The 17,971-nt window shown below is 57.7% G+C and carries 11 protein-coding genes; 9 read left to right on the forward strand and 2 right to left on the reverse strand.

Annotation, left to right across the window (positions count from 1 at the left end):
* The first annotated feature begins 39 nt into the window (after window positions 1-39).
* Window positions 40-510 carry a hypothetical protein gene (locus tag ACJ77P_RS12835; RefSeq protein ID WP_367359344.1) on the forward strand — a complete coding sequence of 157 codons (471 nt, stop codon included), beginning with the start codon at window positions 40-42 and terminating at the stop codon, window positions 508-510.
* A gap of 129 nt (window positions 511-639) precedes the next feature.
* On the opposite strand, the gene ACJ77P_RS12840 is transcribed toward ACJ77P_RS12835, so the two are convergent.
* Entirely contained in the window at window positions 640-963 is a 324-nt protein-coding gene (locus ACJ77P_RS12840) for a hypothetical protein (protein WP_367359345.1), read from the reverse strand.
* 27 nt (window positions 964-990) lie between these two features.
* On the opposite strand from ACJ77P_RS12840, the gene ACJ77P_RS12845 reads away from it, so the two are divergent.
* Complete coding sequence (locus ACJ77P_RS12845) at window positions 991-3,342, forward strand: ATP-binding protein (protein ID WP_408998456.1); 2,352 nt, start codon at window positions 991-993, stop codon at window positions 3,340-3,342.
* Window positions 3,343-3,430: 88 nt separating this feature from the next.
* On the opposite strand, the gene ACJ77P_RS12850 is transcribed toward ACJ77P_RS12845, so the two are convergent.
* Window positions 3,431-3,709: a hypothetical protein gene (locus ACJ77P_RS12850; protein WP_408998457.1), complete on the reverse strand. Its 279-nt coding sequence runs from the start codon at window positions 3,707-3,709 to the stop codon at window positions 3,431-3,433.
* Window positions 3,710-3,869: 160 nt separating this feature from the next.
* Here ACJ77P_RS12850 and ACJ77P_RS12855 point away from each other — a divergent pair, with 160 nt between their 5' ends.
* The 7 genes from ACJ77P_RS12855 to ACJ77P_RS12885 all read left to right on the forward strand — a co-directional run bounded on the left by ACJ77P_RS12855 (window position 3,870) and on the right by ACJ77P_RS12885 (window position 17,950).
* A complete protein-coding gene (locus ACJ77P_RS12855; RefSeq protein ID WP_408998458.1) occupies window positions 3,870-4,487 on the forward strand; it encodes a YfiR family protein in 618 nt (205 codons plus the stop codon).
* Between the two features lie 10 nt (window positions 4,488-4,497).
* The gene (locus ACJ77P_RS12860) at window positions 4,498-7,347 is read left to right on the forward strand and encodes a response regulator (protein WP_408998459.1); all 2,850 of its coding nucleotides are present in this window, start codon (window positions 4,498-4,500) and stop codon (window positions 7,345-7,347) included.
* 49 nt (window positions 7,348-7,396) lie between these two features.
* A complete protein-coding gene (locus ACJ77P_RS12865) occupies window positions 7,397-9,883 on the forward strand; it encodes an EAL domain-containing protein (RefSeq protein WP_408998460.1) in 2,487 nt (828 codons plus the stop codon).
* A 31-nt stretch (window positions 9,884-9,914) separates the two neighbouring features.
* Window positions 9,915-12,035, forward strand: a complete 2,121-nt coding sequence (locus ACJ77P_RS12870; protein WP_408998461.1) for a TonB-dependent receptor plug domain-containing protein — start codon at window positions 9,915-9,917, stop codon at window positions 12,033-12,035.
* Between the two features lie 58 nt (window positions 12,036-12,093).
* Window positions 12,094-14,862, forward strand: coding sequence for a sensor histidine kinase (locus tag ACJ77P_RS12875; RefSeq protein ID WP_408998462.1), 2,769 nt, complete (start codon window positions 12,094-12,096; stop codon window positions 14,860-14,862).
* Window positions 14,855-17,014 (forward strand): response regulator, encoded by a 2,160-nt coding sequence (locus ACJ77P_RS12880; protein ID WP_408998463.1) that lies wholly within the window; start codon window positions 14,855-14,857, stop codon window positions 17,012-17,014. Before ACJ77P_RS12875 ends, ACJ77P_RS12880 begins: the two co-directional genes overlap by 8 nt.
* A 129-nt stretch (window positions 17,015-17,143) precedes the next feature.
* The gene (locus ACJ77P_RS12885) at window positions 17,144-17,950 is read left to right on the forward strand and encodes a response regulator (RefSeq protein ID WP_408998464.1); all 807 of its coding nucleotides are present in this window, start codon (window positions 17,144-17,146) and stop codon (window positions 17,948-17,950) included.
* Window positions 17,951-17,971 lie beyond the last annotated feature (21 nt).

The raw sequence follows: 17,971 nt of genomic DNA on the forward strand, positions 1-17,971 counted from the left end.
GAATCGGATGGCTTGGCGTTTTCTTTTTAAGGATCGGAAATGAAACTGGATATGGAGCTTTTCACCGCCATCGGTGTTCTCGTGGCCGCGCTGGCGATCATCCTCCTCTGGCGGACAGCCGATGGCCGTTACGGGAAAATTCAGCCAAGCAGAGACGCGACGGAAGCCTACGAGCGTTTCCGGCTGGAGGACCATCTGGCCTATTACGTCAGCGGTTCGGACGTGTATCCCACCGCCATAATCGGTATAGACAAAACCTGGACCCTGAATTCCGATTTGTGGAGACCCAGGGACCTCTCCGGCGGGAAGATGAAAGAATTGGTCCAGAATATGCGAGAGAAGTCGGCCATCCGCCAATCCCCCCTCTTTGGTTTCGACCTTTTCGATCACCGGGGGGAAAAAATCGGCAGTTGTTATTCAACGCTGGACTCCGTTACAACCATCAAGATCACCGGGGAAAGGACCGTCGTCGTCCATACCCCTCCCGTCGATACAGACAGAAATCCCTGAAAAACGCCACAGCCCCTCCCCCGCAAGGCCGGCAGAACTCCAGACGCTCCCCGTGGAGGCAGGCCGCAGAAAAATTCCAGCGGAATGACCCTGATCTGCAACTGCGCATTGCCTTATATCTTAATTTCCTTAAGGAATATCCCTTAGGTCAAAAGAGCATTTTTTCGCCATTCCCTGTTTGATTTTTCGCATAAAGGCTGATAAAGGCAGACTGAAAACCGTGGACGGGAACCGCCGGCAGACATCCCCAACAGCCTGCGAACAGGCAGCGGCGGCGGGAATTCCCGCCTGTGAAAAACGTTTGAAACCTGAAGCGCTCGTGCGAATCAATCTGAACCCGGGGTATCCATGCGGAGTTTTCAAAACAGTTCCATCAGTCAAAAGTTGACCAGGATCATTCTGTTCACCTGCCTTGTCACCTTTTCCCTCTCCTCCTTTTTTATCATCGTCCATCAGGTTGTCAGCTATCGGAAAATCCTGGTGGAAAAGATCGACATCCTGGCAAACGTGACCGGACAGAGCATCACCGCACCGCTTCTCGCCGGTGACCCGAAAGCAGCCGGCAGGATCATGAAGATTCTGAAAGGGGACCCGCATATCCTGTCCGCCTGCGTTTACCGCCAGGAAGGGAGCCGGTTTGCCGCCTACCAGCGGCCTGATCTACCCCTCACCACCGGCGGCGAATACCGCTGGCCCTTGTGCCCTGCGTCGCTCACCCCGCAGCAGATGGGAAACCATGAGATTTTCCGCGGTCATGGGATCGAAGTGACCCGGACCCTGACATCGGGAAAAGATTCCGTGGGGACTCTCCGCATCGTTTCGGACCTGAAGGGGGCCTATTCCCAGCTTTACGTGTATATCGCCGTCGCCATCCTGATCCTGGCCCTGACCTCCCTGATGGCCTATTTCTTCTCCAGAAAACTCCAGGAGTTCATCTCGAAGCCGCTCCTCCAGCTTGCCGACTCCATGCAGAGGGTCACCGATCGGAAAGATTTTACGGTCCGGATTGACGGGCAGCGGAACGACGAACTGGGGGTCCTCATGAAGGGCTTCAACAGGATGCTTTCGGAGATCAGCCTCCGTGATGAACAGAGGCGAAGAGACAGGGAGGAACTGGAGCTCCGTGTACAGGAGAGAACGGTGGATCTCGTCAAGGCCAACAGGAAGCTTGCCCAGGCGGAACTGATCGCCCGCGAGAACGAGCAGTGGCAGAGAATCCTTCTTCAGTCGGTCATGACGGGAATCTTCATCGTCGATGCCGCCACCCGCAAAGTCCTCTATGCAAACGAAATCACCTGCAGGCTCTCCGGAAGAAAAGAGGAAGAGCTTGTCGGAGCGATGTGCCACGGAACCATCTGCCCGGCCGAGGCCGGTCGCTGCCCGTTTTTGAATCTGGGGGAAAGGACCGACCACTCGGAGCGGATGCTTCTTACAGCCACAGGGGATTCCATCCCCATTATCAAAAACGTCGTCCGGATCGATTACCGGGGAAGGGATTTCCTGCTCGAGAGCTTTATCGACATTACGGACATGAAACGGGCGGAGCAGGAGCTGCTTCAGGCCAAAAACATGGCGGAAGCGGCGAGTCTTGCAAAATCCAAGTTTCTGGCGAACATGAGCCACGAGATCCGCACTCCCATGAACGGCATCATCGGCTTCCTGGAACTTCTCCAGAGAGAAGAGAGCCTCACGCTGCAGCAGCGCCGATACGTCGATACGGCGCTTTCCTCGGGGGAGACCCTGCTTTCGATCATCAACAATGTCCTTGATTTATCCAAGATCGAGGCCGGAAAAATGGAACTCTCGAATACGGAGCTCGACGCCGTTTCCCTCGTGCGGGAGGTAGTCGAATTTTTCAGAGAGCCGGCGTACAGAAAGGGGCTGGAACTGGTTACTTCCGTGGAAAAGGGGTTTTCCTCGGCGCTTCGGGGAGACCCTGTCCGCCTGAGGCAGGTGCTCGTCAATCTCGTGGGAAATGCGGTCAAGTTCACGAGGCGGGGGAAAATTTTTATCTCCGTGTCCATGGAGCGGGAGGACGAAGACGCGGTTTTTGTGAGGTACGAGGTCATGGACACGGGCATCGGGATTACCGCGGAGGCCCAGTCGAGAATTTTCAAAGCCTTCTCCCAGGAGGACGACTCCACGACCCGCCAGTTTGGGGGAACAGGCATGGGGCTCGCGATTGCCAGCCAGCTCGTCTCCATGATGGGTGGGACCATCGAGGTTGAAAGTGCGCCGGGGAGGGGGTCCACCTTCCGCTTCACTGCGCGCCTCGAAAAACCGAGCGCCATTCCGGCCGTCCCCGGAACCCGGTTCTTGCCGGAATCCCTTCCAGATCGCGTCTCCCCCGGCGGAAAAGGCGACACGGGAATCTTCTCGGCTTTCCGCATCCTTCTGGCTGAAGACAACCCGGTCAACCAGGCGGTCGCCACGGCCATGCTGAACTACTTCGGCTGTCACATCGACGTGGTGGAGGACGGTCTTGGAGCCGTTGATGCCTGGGCCTCCAGGCATTACGACCTCATCTTGATGGACTGCCAGATGCCGCGGATGGACGGCTATGAAGCGACCCGGGAAATCCGGAAACGGGAGAGGCTTGGGGAAGGAAAATCCAGGTACCGCCGGGTCCCCATTGTCGCGCTCACGGCCCATGCCCTGGAAGGCGACCGCCGGGCCTGCATGGACGCGGGAATGGACGATTATCTCAGCAAACCTTACAAAGCCGATCAGCTCCATTCCATCCTCTTTCGCTGGCTCATTTCCCCGTCGGAGGGGAATTTGGGCGGCGGGTTTGAAAAGACCGCCCTGCCGGTCGGCATGAAGAGACTCTAAGGGCCCCTTCTTCCACCCATAAACAGGAGAGGCCCATCCCGACACTCCTCCAGCCGCCGGCAGACTTCCCGGTGCACCCCCGCTCCATTCAAGACCCCCTTCCTGCTGCCGATGGGTGATCGGCCGCCCGCGCGGCCTCAGCCAACCGCCGGCCCTCCTCGTTAAACGGGCGCGACAATAATCCGCATCCGGAAACGTCAAGGGCGCGCAGAATCCAACCTGCGGCATTATCGCGGCTTTGTGAACATCTTATCCCCGATTTTTCCGAAGGAGACATTTCAAAAAGATCCACGTCAGGCACACCAATTGCTGCATCTTGTAATTCAAATGCGATAAATACAATAAATTCGTGCGGAAAGAAGAACATCCGGAACAGCGTTCCTTTTCGGGAAAAATGTTCCGGAGGCTCATAAGCGGGGGAATATGCGCTCTGTCATTTCTATCAGGATTTCACGATTTCCCGTACCCGAAGACTAGATAACGTAACGCCGCGCCCCGGCAAGGCGCACAAGGAGCCCGTCAAGAAATTGGACACGAAGGAGACAGCTGCTCTGGAAATCCTCATCCGCTCTTTTTTTTCCCTGGATACTTCCAGGACAAGAAAGATCTTCAGAATTCTGCTCCTTTTTTTTCTAATTTTTACGCTCTCCGGATGGAATTCCCATCAGGCGGAAGCAGTGGAGCCGGACCCTTCCCAGGTCAAGGCGGCCTTTGTTTACAATTTCATCAAGTTTGTCTTCTGGCCCCGGGAAAGTATGCCGCCTGACGCCCCGGACATAACGCTCTGCGTGCTGGGAAACGATCCGCTGGGAAACGCTCTTGAATCCCTCTCCGGGAAGGCGGCCTCCGGAAAGGCGCTTTCCGTGAAGAGGATTGCATCCAGGGATGAGGCGTCCATCTGCCAGGTTCTCTATATCTGCAGATCAGAATCGAGGCAGGTGAAAGAAATCCTGAAAGACCTGCCAAGGGGCGTGCTGACCATCGGGGACATGAAAAATTTTGCCGCTTTTGGAGGCATGATCAACTTTGTGATCAAGGACAGAAAGGTCTCCTTCGAGATCAATCCAGATGCAGCGGCAACGGGAGAAATGCAGATCAGCTCGAAACTCCTGAGGCTGGCGAAACTTGTGAGAAACAGCCGATAGGGAAATGACGATGACATACCGCAACAGTTCCATCCGCAAAAAACTGACGAGCATCACCATGTCGACCTGCTGCGTCTCCCTGTTCCTCGCCGTCGCACTCTTCGCAGCTCACGAGCTCTTTTCGTACCGAAGCAATCTTGTGGCGAGGATGGACACCCTGGCAAAGGTGACGGGCAACAACCTTGTCGCCCCCCTTCTCTTCAGCGATCCGGCGTCTGCCGAAGAAACGCTCAAAGCGCTCAAGGGGGAGCCGCGCATCCTCTCGGCCTGCGTCTTCGGACAGGACGGCCGCCCCTTCGCACGGTATCTGAAGGACAACGGCAGCCCCGGCACTACCGGCAACGATCCCCCTGCCTGTTCATGTTCCGCTCCCGCCATGACCCTGAAGGACACGGAGGGCGAGGTGTTCGAGAAGGATCGGCTGAACGTCTCCCGGAGCATCCTGTTCGAGAAGGACCGGCTGGGAACTCTTTGCATCGTCACAGACCTCAGCGATCTTTACGAGGCGTTTTCCTGGTACCTCGCCATTGCCGGCCTGATCATGGGCGCCACCTCATTGGCAGCCTACCCGCTCACCCGGAAATTGCAGAGGGCCATCTCGGATCCCATTCTGAGCCTTGCCCATTCCATGAAGGGGGTTTCGGAAACGAAGGATTTTTCGCTCAAGGTCGATGATCGGCGAAATGACGAGCTGGGAATCCTCATGGCCGGGTTCAACGAAATGCTCTCGGAAATTTCCCTGCGTGATCAAGAACTTCGAAAATCCAGGGATCAGCTCGAAAAACGCGTCAGGGAACGGACGGATGCACTGGTGAAGGCCAACGAGGAGCTGGCCAGGGCCGAGAGGCTCGCCCGCGAGCAGGAGCATTGGCTGAAAAGCATTCTCGGGTCGGTTCTCACGGGCATCTTCATCGTGGACGCCCACACCCACAAAATTTTGTACGCCAATCGACTCGCCTGCCAACTGACGGGCAAAACGGAGGGTGAGCTGGTTGGAAACATCTGCCACCAGACGGTCTGCCCGACCGAGATCAACCGGTGCCCGGTGACGGATCTTGGACAGACCGTCGAAAATTCGGAACGGATCCTTCTTCACGTCGGCGGGGGGCACATTCCGATCATCAAGAATGTGATCCGGATGACTTTCGAGGGAAGGGATATCCTTCTTGAAAGCTTCATCGACATCGCCGACAGGAAACGGATGGAGCTCCAGCTTCTTGCAGCCAAGGAGGCTGCGGAGGCGGCCAGCGTTTCCAAATCCCGGTTTCTGGCGAACATGAGCCATGAAATCCGCACACCGATGAACGGCGTCATCGGGTTTCTCGAACTCCTGCAGAGGCAGGAGAATATGAGTGATCAGCAGAAGAAGTACATCGCCATGGCTCTTCGCTCCGGGGAAACCCTGCTGCAGCTGATCAATGACATCCTCGATCTTTCCAAGATCGAAGCGGGCAAAATGGAACTTGTCGCGGCGGACCTCAACCTCCTGGCCCTTGTTGAGGAAGTGGTCGATTCCTTCAGCGGCCAGGCGCAGAACAAGGGGATTGAACTGTCCTGCCACGTTTCGAACAGCATCCCCTCCATTCTTGGGGGCGATCCTGTACGCCTGAGGCAGGTTCTTTTCAATCTCCTGGGGAATGCCGTCAAGTTCACCGAAAAGGGGGGAATTTCACTTGTTGTCGCGGCGGGGGAAGAACAGGAAGAGTCCCTGATGATCCTCTTCGAGGTCCGGGATACGGGCATCGGAATGGAGCCGGAGGCCCTGGGGAAAATCTTCGACGCCTTTGCCCAGGCGGATGGATCCACGACTCGCCGCTACGGAGGAACCGGCCTGGGCCTCACCATCGCCAGCCAACTGGCCCTGTTGATGGGCGGAGCAATCGATGTGGAGAGTGCGCCCGGAAAGGGATCCACATTCCGGTTTTCAGCTCGGCTCGAAAGGCGGGACGGCACACCGGAACCCCCCAGGCTTTCTTCTCCGTCGGTTCAGCAGTTCAGGACCCTTATCCTCTCAACATCGGCAACAGCCAGGACAACCCTGAGCCGGCAGCTGGAGGGCTGGGGAATAAGGAGCAGCAGCACCGAGCGCCGCACCGAGGCCCTCCGGATGCTCCGTTCCGCCGCCGGGGCGGGGAAGCCATACCGGATCATGATTCTCGATACGGCCATGCTGGAAGCGGAATGGCCGGGGCTGGCCCGGACCATTCTCGCCGATCCGGAGACGGCGGGGACAAAAATTCTCCTCCTGACGACCGGATCGGACCTCGATGAAGATTGTCCGGAGCTGGATCTCCATGCGGCCCTTAAAAAACCGGTCCGGCAATCCGAGCTTTTCAACGCCCTTGCCTCCCTTGCGGAATCGATCGCCCCCGAAGCCCGTGATGTCCGAGAGCCTTCCGGCGTACCAGGGGGTGAGGGAAAGCTGTCTTCGTTCCGTGTCCTCCTTGTGGAAGACAATCCCGTCAACCAGGCCCTGGGTGTGGCCATGCTGAACTCCCTGGGTTGCCGGACCGACGTGGTCGAAGACGGCCGGCAGGCCCTTGCCGCCTTTGCCGCCGGGAGCTACGACATCATCATGATGGACTGCCAGATGCCTGTGATGGACGGCTACGAGGCGACACGGGCGATTCGGCGGGAGGAGACCGCCCTAGGGGGTAGAAGGCCCGGCCATATTCCCATCATAGCGTTCACGGCCCATGCCATGGAGGGCGACCGGGAAACGTGCCTGGAAGCTGGAATGGATGATTACCTGAGCAAACCGTACAAATTACACGAGTTGCATAACGTCCTGTCCCGATGGCTTGCTTCCGGCCGACAGGGAAAAGAAGACGGCGGGGCGGAAAGAAAACCTCAGGAATGAATGCCGGCGGACAGCCGCTGCATGGGAGGAAACCTGAAAGGAGAACGGCATGATGAGAGAACATAACGGGGAGAACACTCCCCTGATCCTTGTGGTTGATGACGACACGGTCATGCGTATGCTCGCCCATACCTCCCTGGCAAGGGAAGGCTACCGGGTAAAGGAGGCGGAAAACGGCGCGGAGGCGCTGTCCCTTCTGAACGCCTTGAAGCCGGACCTGATCCTCCTGGACGTCATGATGCCTGAGCTGGACGGCTTTTCCACCTGTGAGCAGGTACGGAGATCCCCCGGACATGAGCGGACCCCGATCTGCATGATGACAGGCCTTGAAGATACAGGGTCCATTCACCGCGCCTACCAGGCGGGAGCAACGGACTTCATCACCAAGCCGATCAACTGGCTGCTCCTGGGCTATCGGGTGCGCTATCTGCTTCGGACAAGCAAGGCTTTTGATGATGTCTATCGCGCGGAATCCAAGAGCAGGGCCCTGCTGGGCGCTATCCCGGACGGCATGCTGAGGATTTCCCATGACGGAACCCTGCTCGAATCAAGAAATTCCAGTGACAGGGACCTTCCCTCCGTCGCTGAAGGGGACAACCCCAACATCTTCGAGTTTCTGCCGTCACTGCTCGCCCACCAGCTCATGGGCCAGGTGCACAAGACTCTGGAAACGGGAATCGTCCAGTTGCTGGAATGCCGTGTGGCCATCGGGGGAGCGCTTCACGACTGGGAGATTCGGACCATCCGGAGCGGGGAAAACGAGGCGTTGAACATCGTCAGGGACATCACGGAACGGAAACGGACGGAAAAGGCATTACGGGAAAGCGAGGAGCGCTATGCCCTGGCTTCACTCGCTGCAAACGACGGGCTATGGGACTGGAATCTCCTGACGAACGAGGTCCACTTTTCCAGCCGCTGGAAAGGGCTTCTCGGCTACAGCGAAGAGGAAATCGGCACAGACATCGAGGAATGGTTCAACCGCATTCATCCCGACGATTCGCAGCAGGTGAAGATCGAGATCAACTCCCACCTGGAGGGTCTCAACACCCATTTTATCCACGAACACCGAATGCTCCACAAGGACGGAAGTTATCGCTGGATTCTGTCCCGGGGGATCGCCATTCGCCATGAGACCGGCAGCCCCTACCGGATGGCGGGCTCCCACACGGACATCAGCGCGAGGAAACACGCAGAGGAGCAGCTGCAGCACGATGCCTTTTACGACGGCCTTACCGGACTTCCCAACAGGGCGCTCTTCATGGACCGGCTCAACAATGCCCTCCGCAGGACGCGCCGCCTTCCGGATTACCTCTTTGCCGTTTTCTTCCTCGATCTGGACCGCTTCAAGATGATCAACGACAGCCTCGGCCATTCGGCGGGGGATGCCGTCCTCATCGAGACAGCCCGGCGCCTCGAGCAGTGCGCCCGTCCAGGAGACACCACAGCCCGGCTCGGAGGAGACGAATTTGTCATGCTCTTCGAGGACGTCAAGAATCTGGAAAACGCGAAACGGATCGCCGAACGGATACAGAGATCCTTTATAGAACCTTTTTACGTGAACGAAGCCGAGATTGTCAGCACCCCCAGCATCGGCATCGCCCTGGGCTCCTCGGAATATCCCTGCGGCGAAGATCTGCTGCGCGACGCGGACATCACCATGTATCAGGCCAAGGCCCTGGGAAGGGGCCGTTACGAGGTCTTTTCACCCGACATGCGGTCGCAGGCCGTAGCCCTGATCCGGCTCGAATCCGATCTGCGCACCGCACTGGAACGGAACGAATTCAAGATTTTCTACCAGCCCATTGTCGCCCTGAAGGACAGCTCCATCGTCGGCATGGAGGCCCTGATGCGATGGCAGCATCCCCACCAGGGACTAGTGGCACCCTCCGATTTCATTCCCCTGGCAGAAGAGACAGGCCTGATCGTACCCCTGGGGGAATGGCTGCTGCGCACCGCCTGTCGGCAGCTCAAGACCTGGTTTGACGGTGGGGTGCCGCCTCTGCGGCTGGCCGTCAACATCTCTCCGGTCCAGCTGAGGGATCCGGGGTTCCCGGATATGGTGATAAACGTGATCCGGGAATCAGGGGTAAATCCGGAAAATCTCGAGTTGGAGATTACCGAGACCATCCTCATGGAGCAGAGCTCTTCCATCGTAAATGTGCTGCTCAAGCTGAAGGCCCTCGGCATCCACATCTCCCTCGACGACTTCGGCACCGGGTATTCATCCCTGAGCTATCTCCAGAATCTCCCCATCGACACGCTGAAGATCGACCGCTCCTTCATCAATAAGCTGGCGTTCAACGGGGAGCAGACAAACATCATCGAAACCATCCTGATGCTCGGCAGCAACCTGGGCATGGATGTTGTCGCCGAAGGCATCGAAACGGTCGAACAGAGGGAGAAGCTGCAGAAAATGAAATGCAGCCGGGGGCAGGGCTTCCTGTTTTCACGCCCCCTGGAGGAAAGCGCAATAACTTCTCTGCTCTTGTCCCTCCCCGGGAAAACGGAGACGGTTGCCCCGGGAGGCGCATCATGAAAACACTACAGGGAAGAGGAACAGCCATCTCATGAAGATCCCGGTAAGAAAGACCCATACAGCGATGAACGGCGGCGGCCCCTTTCGCGCCTCTGCCGGGGAGCGCCCTTGTTTACGGCCTTCTCCCCTTTTATGCCTCCTGATCGTCGGCCTGTGCCTCTTATCCGCAACAATTGCCCCTGCAGCGGTCCCGGAAGGCGGTAAAGGGCCTGACGACCTGCTGGAACTCAACATCGAGGAACTCATGACCATCGAAGTTGCGGACGTTTCCGGGGCGTCCAAATTCGAGCAGAAGGAAACGGATGCCCCGTCATCGGTCAGCATCGTGACGGCAGAGGACATCAAAAAGTACGGCTACCGGACCCTGGCCGAAATTCTGCAAAGCGTCCGGGGGTTCTACACGAGCAATGACCGGTCTTACAGCTATGCAGGAGTCCGCGGGTTCTCACGTCCGGGCGACTACAATACGCGGCTTCTCCTCATCGTAGACGGCCACCGCATTAACGACGGCATTTACAACCAGGCGTATCTCGGCACGGAATTTCCCCTCGATGTGGATCTCATCGACCGCGTGGAGATCATCCGCGGTCCAAGCCATTCCCTGTACGGGAGCAACGCCTTTCTGGGAGTCATCAACGTCATTACCCGAAGCGCAGCGGAGCTTGACGGCCTGGAGCTTTCCGGAGAAGCGGGGAGCTTTCAGTCCTTCAAGGAAAGGGCGTCCTATGGCCGGGAATTTTCCAGCGGCGCCCAGGTGCTTTTATCGGGAACACACGTCAGCAGCAGGGGACAGGATCTCTATTTCAAGGAATACGACAGTCCTCTCTCGCACCAGGGCCAGGCCGACTCCTGCGATTCCCAGGAAGGAGGCAGCCTCTTCGCAACCCTGAAACACAAGGGATTCTCCCTCCAGGGGCTTTTCGGCTCCCGGGACAAGGATGTTCCCACGGCCGCCTACGGGACCGTCTTCAACGACAACCGGACCCATTTCAAGGATGAGAGGGCCTACCTGGATCTGTCCTACAGATCGGATTTCAATGAAACGACGGGCATCATGCTCCGGACGTTCTACGATTACTATTCCTACCGGGGCGACTGGCTCTTCGACGCGGACGACAACCCCTTGACCAATACAAAACCCTATACCCTCAACAGGGACTATACAAAAAGCGAATGGTGGGGCGGCGAACTGGAATTCATCAAGAGGTTCCTTGATAACCATACGGCTGTTCTCGGCACAGCCTATACGGATTATTTCCTCCTGAAGCAGAAGAACTACGATGAGAATCCTTCCTTCTCGTATCTCGACGACAACCGCAGCTCCTACAACTGGGCGGCGTATCTTCAGGATTCGTTTTCCCTGCTGGAAAACCGGGTCCTCATCAGCGCTGGTTTGCGCTACGACTATTATTCGACCTTCGGGGGCACGACCAATTTCAGAACCTCCCTGATCTATAAACCCGCCGAACAGACCGCGCTGAAGTTGAACTACGGCAGGGGATTCCGGGCTCCGAATCCTTACGAGCTTTATTACAGCGACGCCAACGAGACGCAAAAGGCCAATCCCGATCTTCAGCCGGAAAAGATCGACGCCTACGAGCTTGCCCTTGAACACTACTGGAAAAACTACCGCTTTTCCCTCTCCGGCCATTACTATTCGATCCGCGATTTGGTCTCGCTTTGGACAGATCCGGCCGATGGCCTTCTCGTATTTAAAAATCTGAAAGAGGTGAAATCAAAAGGGGCGGAATTCGAAGTCGAAGGGAAGTGGTCGGGCGGCATCGAGGGAAGAATCAGCTACGCCTGGCAGAAGAGCACAGACGAGGATACAGGAGGCAAATTGCCAAATTCTCCGGAACATATTGTAAAATCGAAACTTTACGTCCCGGTTATCGGCCCGAGGCTCGCCGCCGGCCTGGAGCTCCAGTACACGTCCTCCTGCAAATCACCCCAGGGCCGCCGGGTTGATGATTTTTTCGTCGCCAACCTGACCCTACTCAGCCGAGAACTGTGGAAAAATCTGGAATTATCCGGTACTCTCTACAATCTTTTCGATGAGGATTACGGAGCGCCTGCCTCCGATGAACACCTGCAGGATGTCATTTCGCAGGACGGCAGAACGTTCCGGGTCAAACTGACCTACAGGTTCTAGGAGGGGCCTTTGAATTCTAACAGGGGCAAAAAAATCCGGAAGGGGACGATTGATGGCGATGGCTGCTGAAAAGGGCACCCCCACCGGGGGACAGGCCGGCGACGGGCAGAACAGGACGACCTCTTCCGCTGCGCCTTCCGAAAGACAACCTCTGAAACGCCCCTTCTGGCTTGGGATCCGGGGGAAGCTGATTGCGATTTTCATCGGGATCAAGGTCATCCCCCTCATCCTTCTGTGCTGGCTGGCCTGGCACGAGGTCGATTCTCTCGGGAATCAGATCGAACGGCGGACGGCCCTCATGGTGGAGGAAACCCGGAAGCTCGTGAAGGAGGTCGGCAGAAAGGCGGGTGAAGATTCGATCCGCGCCCTGGATCTGAAATCGCGGGAGGCCATTGAGCGCCTGACGACGGATACGGCAAGGCAGGTGGCGGATTTCCTCTATCAGCGCGATCAGCAGATCCTTCTCGCATCCCACCTTCAGCCGTCGGAGGATCGGTACCGGAAGTTCCTGAAACCCCTGACACGCCCTGTTCTGGATCACGGCACGTGGAAGCTCCGGGAAGACCGATGGGCCCCTGCCGAGCAGGAGCCGCCCCAGACGGATACCGTGGCGACGGAAGTGCCGGACAACCGGACGGACTGGCATTACCGGCCCCCGGAGCGGCAGGGCCGCCCCGTCTCGACTCCCCTTTACGCGGAAATATCCTTTGTCGGCCTTGATGGAGTTGAAAAAATCAAGGTCACCACGGTTCCCTGGCTGTCTCCGAAACTCAGGGACATCACCAGGCGCGAGAACACCTTCTGCAAGGCGGAAACCTACGGCTCCTTCCTGCGTCGCCTGAAACCCGGCGAGGTCCATGTCTCCGATGTCATCGGCGCCTACGTCCCCAGCCGCATCATCGGGCCTTACACCGAAGAAGCCGCCAGAAAACGGGGAATCCCCTTCCAGCCGGAAAAGGAGGCATACGCCGGCAAGGAAAACCCCGTGGGGATCCGGTTCCAGGGCATTATCCGCTGGGCGACCCCGGTCGTCGATGCGGGCCGGGTTGTCGGTTATGTCACGCTGGCCCTGGACCATACCCATCTCAACGAATTCACCCGCACCATTGTCCCCACGGATGAGCGTTACACCGCCATCAACGACGCCGCATCCGGCAACTATGCCTTCATATGGGACTACAAGGGGCGCAGCATCTGTCATCCCAGGCACCACAGCATCTGCGGCTACGATCCGCAAACGGGAAAGGCGGCAACCCCCTGGCTGGACGCCGAAATTTACCAATCCTGGAAAGGAAGCGGCATGGAGCTCGAACAATTCCTGAGCCAGGCCCCGCAATTCTCATCGCCTTCTCTCAAAAGGAAGCCGGCGGCTGAGCTGACCAAGGCGGGATGGGTCGGATTGGATGGACGCTTCCTCAACTTCGCCCCCCAGTGCAGGGGATGGCATGAACTGACCAGCAAGGGCGGCTCCGGATCGTTCCTGATCTTCTGGACCGGGTTGTGGAAACTGACCACGGCAGCCACGATCCCGTATTACACCGGCCGGTACGCCGATTCACCGCGGGGTTTCGGATATGTAACAATCGGCGCCGACGTGAACGAATTCCATGCCGCCGCCACGGAATCTTCCGAGCAGCTGCAGAAACTCGCCGAAGGCTATGTGAACATGGTGGATCGGGAAAACAGCCTGGCCCAGCAGGAAATCGATTATTCCCTGGCGTCAACCGCCCAGTCCCTCAGTTTCTCTACCCTGGTGATGGCGGCATTCGTCATCGCCGTGGCCATCTGGATGGCCGCCGTGCTGACTCGCCGGATCACCGCCGTCATCTCCGGCATCCGCCTTTTCCAGAGCGGCCGGCTGGACCATCGGCTGGAGGCGAACTCCAATGACGAAATGGGGGATCTGGCCCGCTCCTTCAATGAAATGGCCGATGAGCTGCAGTCCTCGATCCGCCGCGTCGTCGAAAGTGAATTGCGGGAGAAGACCAAGGAGAAGGATGCCCTCATCGCTTACAATGCGGGGCTTTTTGAATCGGCGAGCTCCTACTTCCACAACATAGGGAACTCCCTGGCCGGCATCAACGGAAAGCTGCTCAACATCCGCAGGGTTCTGGAATCAGGCACTCAGTATCCTGAAGCCTTCAGGATGCTGAGAGAGGCTCATGAAGAGGCGGTGGCCGGCGGCGGGAAGGACGATCGCACTCCCGAACTGCTGGCCCGCCTGGAGGAAATTCTGCTGAACCGCGCCTTGCCGCGCATCGCGGAGAATCTGGAAGCCATTACCCGGACCCAGAATCACATGGTGCAGACCATCAAGTTCCAGCAGGACATGTTCAATACATCGCGGCAGCGCAATGTCAAATTTGTGCAGACCATCAACCTGGCGGAGATGATCGAAAACGTGATGGAGGATTTCCAGCCGACCCTGGCAAAGCATAAAATATCTGTACATCTGGAGCTGGATCGTGGCATAAGCGTAAAAAGTCAAAAGAACCCACTGGTTCACGGGTTCACCAACATCATCAAAAATGCCATCGAGGCCATAGACGCCGGTGCGGGGGAAAAGCGGGAAATCCGCGTCGACCTGTTCGGCAAGCCCGGAGATCGGGAACGCGCGGTCATACGAGTGGTGGACAGCGGTGTCGGAATCCGCCCGGAGGATATGCCCTTCATGTTCCATTCCGGCTTCACCACCAAGAGTGACGGGCACGGGCTGGGGTTGCATTCGCTCCTGAATTTCCTGAACGAGAACAACGGATCGATCAAGATCGCAAGTCCCGGCCCGAATTCGGGCGCGGAATTGCTTCTGGAGATAGGCAATGAATAAGCGTATGTTGATTGCTGATGATGACGTTCAACTGCTGGAGTACTATCGGAACATTTTCGAACAGGATGACAGCCTGGATTTCTTCGGCAAAAAAAGGGCCGATGCCCCCATCGCGGTCCATACCTTTCCCGATGGCGCTCAGCTGGTCGATTTCTTTCTTTCCGAGCACAGACGGGGGGAGCGCATCCCCCTGTGCCTGCTGGATATGCGCATGACAAACGTGGACGGGCTCACGGCGGCGGAAACGATCCGTGCGGCTGATCCGGAAGTCATGATCATTATCATCACGGCCTATACGGATGTCAGCCCCTCCGAAATGAGGAAGCGCCTGCAGGACGACATCTACTACGTCAAGAAACCCTTCAACGAGGACGAGCTCTACTCGCTGGTCACCTCCCTGCTGAAAAACTGGAACATCCGGCAGGCGCTTCGAGAGAGCGAGGGGAACTATCGGCGCGTCCTGGAACAGTCCAACGAAGGCATCCTCACCGTTGATTTCCAGGGAAACATCACTTTTGCCAATGCGACATTCGCCACGATGTTCGGCTACGACCTGGAATCCATAAAGGACCGGTCCCTCTTTGATTTCGTCGATGACGCCAATGCAAATCGGATCAGGAAACGCATCGCCCGCCGCATTCAAGGGATCAGCGAACGCTATGAGCTGGAGCTGATCCGGAAGGACGGGGGCACGGTCTCCACCATGCTTTCCGCATCCCCCATGTACGCCGGAAACGGCTCCTTTTCCGGATCCTTCTGTGTGATCACGGACATCTCGGAATCCAAGCGAGCTTTCGAGTTTCTCCGGAAGGCCAAGGAGGAAACGGAGTGCGCCAACCAGCGTCTCCAAAAGAGCATGGAAGAATCCCTGAAGCTGGCATTGAAGGCGGAGAGCGCCAACAAGGCCAAGAGTGAATTCCTCGCCAACATGAGCCACGAGATCCGTACGCCGCTCAATGGCATCCTGGGCTTCCTGGAACTGCTTCACAAGGACGGAAGGCTGACCCTGCAGCAGCAGAAATACATCGCCACAGCACTCGCCTCCGGGGACACACTTCTTCATTTGATCAATGACATCCTGGATTTGTCAAAGATCGAAGCCGGGAAAATGGAAATTTCCGTATCGGAATTCGATCTCCCGGATCTTGTAAATAAGGTGACTGAGTTTTTTACAACCCAGGCGCACAGAAAGGGAATTCAACTGACCTGCCATTTCGCCGAAGGAACGCCTGCGATCCTTCGGGGGGACCCGGTGCGGCTGCGCCAGGTGCTCGTCAACCTGCTTGGGAATGCCGTAAAGTTTACGGAGAAAGGGGAAATTTCGGTCCGCGTCTCCCAGGATGAAGAAGCGGAGCAGACCTCCCTTCTCCGGTTCGAGGTGCAGGACACAGGCATTGGCATTGCGCAGGACGCTCTCCCGTCCATTTTCAAAGCCTTTGCCCAGGCGGATGGCTCCACGACGCGGCGGTACGGAGGGACCGGCCTGGGCCTTGCCATTGCCGGTCAACTCGTTCAGATGATGGGGGGCGGGATCGATGTCGAAAGCGCACCAGGAAAGGGCTCCATCTTCCGGTTCACAGTCCGGCTGCAGAAAAGGCGCAGCCCCTCCATCACCGCGGAACCGCGCGTCCGGTCCTCCCTGGAACCCGGGAACGGCGCCTTCAGGGGCGAAGAGCAGGGGCAGAAGCCTTTTGCCGCACTCCGCATCCTCCTGGTGGAGGACAATCCCGTCAACCAGGCCTTGACCACGGCGATGCTCGCCTATTTCGGCTGCCGCGCCGACATGGCGGATAATGGCCTGGAGGCCCTCGAAAAACTGGACCAGAAAAGGTATGACCTGATCCTCATGGACTGCCAGATGCCCGAAATGGATGGGTACGAAGCCACGGCGGTGATCCGGGAAAAGGAGGCCGAATCCCGCCGGCAAGGCGAGGAGCGCCACGTGCCGATTGTGGCCCTCACGGCCCATGCCCTGGATGGTGACCGGGATGTCTGCCTGATGGCCGGTATGGACGACTATCTCAGCAAGCCTTTTAAAATCGAGGAGCTCCGCTCCATTCTCTCGCGATGGCTGATCCGCCTGGAGGTCCATGCGGAAGAGGAGGAAGCGGGACGTGTCGAGACGCCGTCCTGCAGATCGGCAAACACGTGAACGCCCCTTCCCGTCGCAAAAGCACCGCCTGACCGAAACCGCTTCTGCGAATTCCCACAGAAAATTTTAATTTACAGCATCGGCTCCTCACGGTATAAATTTCACACCAATGATGAAAGGATAGCCTCCATGGACAAACGGAACGAAGAAACAAGGCCGGTTATTCTGCTTGTGGACAACGATCCCCTGAACCGGGAAATCGTCAAGGATATGCTGGAGCATTGCGGCTGCCGGGTGCACGTCGCCGGGAACGGCCATGAGGCCGTGGACGCCTGTTCCCGCGAATCCTTTGATATGATGTTCCTGGAATGCCTGACTCCGGAAATGGACGGCTTTGCAACGGCGGAAAGCATCAGAAGCATGGAGGCGAAAAACCCGGGGGGAACGGCCGGGAAAAAGATTCCCATGGTGGCCCTTTGCGCCTCTTCCGCGGCGGGCGGTAGCGAGGCGATTCTCAGGTCGGGAATGGACGATTGTCTTGCCAAGCCATGCAGGATCGCCGATATCCAGGCGATGCTGGACAAGTGGCTCGCCGCGCGGCGGGAGGAAGGCGGCGCTTCCGATGCGCAGGGACGGGAGAGTTCCCCGGCCATTGACCACGAGGCCCTGAAGATGCTGGCGTCCCTTCAGCCGCAGGGAGCCAAAGAGCTGCTGACAAAGCTGATCACCGTGTATCTGGACAGCTCCTCAAAGCAGATGAAGGGCATTCTGGATGCCGTCAACAGCCATGACATTACCGCCCTCCTGACAGCAGCCCATACCCTGAAGTCGTCGAGCGCGAGCCTGGGAGCCGTGAATTTTGCGGAACAGTGCAGAGAGCTGGAGATGATGGCACGAAGCGGCGTGATCGACGGCGCCGGAAACCGGGTAGCCCCTCTGGAACACGAGTACGACCGGGTAAGGGATTCCCTGGCTCATTACCTGACTTCCCTGTAACAGAATTTGAAATAAGGACGC

This window comes from Syntrophus buswellii, from assembly GCF_046097065.1.
Classification (GTDB): Bacteria; Desulfobacterota; Syntrophia; order Syntrophales; family Syntrophaceae; genus Syntrophus; species Syntrophus buswellii.

Coding starts and splice junctions, on each gene's coding strand:
- ACJ77P_RS12870 (WP_408998461.1), top strand. CDS start 9,915: ATGAAGATCCCGGTAAGAAAGACCCATACAGCGATGAACGGCGGCGGC.
- ACJ77P_RS12880 (WP_408998463.1), top strand. CDS start 14,855: ATGAATAAGCGTATGTTGATTGCTGATGATGACGTTCAACTGCTGGAG.
- ACJ77P_RS12860 (WP_408998459.1), top strand. CDS start 4,498: ATGACATACCGCAACAGTTCCATCCGCAAAAAACTGACGAGCATCACC.
- ACJ77P_RS12840 (WP_367359345.1), bottom strand. CDS start 963: ATGGACGATGATAAAAAAGGAGGAGAGGGAAAAGGTGACAAGGCAGGT.
- ACJ77P_RS12875 (WP_408998462.1), top strand. CDS start 12,094: ATGGCTGCTGAAAAGGGCACCCCCACCGGGGGACAGGCCGGCGACGGG.
- ACJ77P_RS12865 (WP_408998460.1), top strand. CDS start 7,397: ATGATGAGAGAACATAACGGGGAGAACACTCCCCTGATCCTTGTGGTT.
- ACJ77P_RS12835 (WP_367359344.1), top strand. CDS start 40: ATGAAACTGGATATGGAGCTTTTCACCGCCATCGGTGTTCTCGTGGCC.
- ACJ77P_RS12885 (WP_408998464.1), top strand. CDS start 17,144: ATGGACAAACGGAACGAAGAAACAAGGCCGGTTATTCTGCTTGTGGAC.
- ACJ77P_RS12850 (WP_408998457.1), bottom strand. CDS start 3,709: ATGTTCTTCTTTCCGCACGAATTTATTGTATTTATCGCATTTGAATTA.